The 1,620-nt window shown below is 71.2% G+C and carries 2 protein-coding genes; one reads left to right on the plus strand and one right to left on the minus strand.

Going from position 1 to position 1,620, the window contains the following annotated elements; all coding sequences use genetic code 11:
• Positions 1–774: electron transfer flavoprotein subunit alpha/FixB family protein (locus AB0N76_RS39780; protein WP_363565739.1), on the plus strand; the 774-nt coding region annotated here is incomplete at its 5' end.
• A 116-nt stretch (positions 775–890) separates the two neighbouring features.
• On the opposite strand, the gene AB0N76_RS39785 is transcribed toward AB0N76_RS39780, so the two are convergent.
• A complete protein-coding gene (locus AB0N76_RS39785; protein ID WP_363565740.1) occupies positions 891–1,325 on the minus strand; it encodes a hypothetical protein in 435 nt (144 codons plus the stop codon).
• Positions 1,326–1,620 lie beyond the last annotated feature (295 nt).

Consider the following 1,620-nt stretch of genomic DNA (forward strand, 5'->3'; position numbering starts at 1 on the left):
GCCGAGTTCGCCGACCAGCTGGTCGTCCCGAAGGTGGACGCCCTGGCCCAGATCGCCAAGGCCGTCGAGCCGGGCGCGGTGCTGGTCACCTCCTCCGGCGAGGGCAAGGAGGTCGCCGCCCGCGTCGCGCTGCGGATCGGCTCCGGCATCATCACCGACGCGGTGGACGTCCGCGCGGGTGACGGCGGTCCGGTCGCCACCCAGTCGGTGTTCGCCGCCTCCTACACCGTCGAGTCGCGCATCTCGCACGGCGCGCCGGTCATCACGGTCAAGCCGAACGCGGTCGCCCCGGAGGCCGCCCCGGCCGCCGGCGCCGTCGAGGACGTCACCGTGGCGTTCACCGGCAACGCCGCCAAGGTCGTCTCGCGCACCCCGCGCGTGTCCTCCGGCCGCCCGGAGCTGACCGAGGCCGCCATCGTGGTCTCCGGCGGCCGCGGCGTCGGTGCCGCCGAGGGCTTCGGCGTCGTCGAGGAGCTCGCGGACTCCCTCGGTGCGGCGGTCGGCGCCTCGCGTGCCGCCGTCGACGCCGGCTGGTACCCGCACAGCAGCCAGGTCGGCCAGACCGGCAAGCAGGTCTCGCCGCAGCTGTACATCGCCAACGGCATCTCGGGCGCGATCCAGCACCGGGCCGGCATGCAGACCTCGAAGACCATCGTGGCCGTCAACAAGGACCCCGAGGCCCCGATCTTCGAGCTGGCGGACTACGGCGTGGTCGGCGACCTCTTCGAGGTGCTGCCGCAGCTCACCGCCGAGGTGCAGGCCCGCAAGGCCTGAAGCCGCTGAAGGGCGTGGCACCGAGTACCCGGGGTACTCGGTGCCACGCCCTTCACGTTTGCGCCCACACGCTTCCGGACCGTCCGCGCGACGGTCCTGTCCCCGCATGCCCCGCCCTACTCCGCGAAGGCCGCCAGGTGCTGGGTGAAGCCGCCCTGGCTCGGCGGCAGCGGTCGCGGATCGAGCTCGTGGACGCGCTCCGGCTCCTCGTGCGACAGCACCGTCAGCTCCGGCTGCTCCGACCCGCCGGCCGAGGTGATCCGGACCCGGGTGCCCACCGGCACGGTGGAGCGCAGGCCGTTGACGATGCACCAGACGTCGAACCCCTCGGACATCCGGATCAGCGACTTCTGCCGGGCCAGCGGCGTCCGGGCCTGCTCGACGGCGCAGCGCCGCACCACGCCGGTGCCCTCGCTGCGCTCCAGTCGCAGCTCGGTGGAGCCGCAGGTGGGGCAGAGCAGCCGCTGGAAGGTCGGGTTGTGGCACCAGCCGCAGCGCTGGAAGTACAGCGAGACGTTCTCGGTATCGGCGTCGATGGCTGAGTGGACCACGGTGTCATCTCCCTGTGCTCGCGCGGGCTTCCGGTTCGGCGGCTCCGACCGCTTCGACAGCCTCCGCCGGGAAAAAGGATAGGGAACTCAGTACCGCTCTGTGAAGGCACTGAGTTCCCTTTCTGTCCCGCACGTGCATAATGAAGGGTACTGAGTGCCGTCTTGAACGTCGTGAAACAGGAGTGGCCGACCATGAGCCAGGACTTCGATCTCTTCCGGATCTCCGAGGAGCACGAGATGCTCCGTGAGGCGGTGCGTTCGCTGGCCGAGGCGAAGATCGCTCCGTTCGCGGCGG

The organism is Kitasatospora sp. NPDC093806 (genome assembly GCF_040683335.1).
Taxonomy (GTDB): domain Bacteria; phylum Actinomycetota; class Actinomycetes; order Streptomycetales; family Streptomycetaceae; genus Kitasatospora.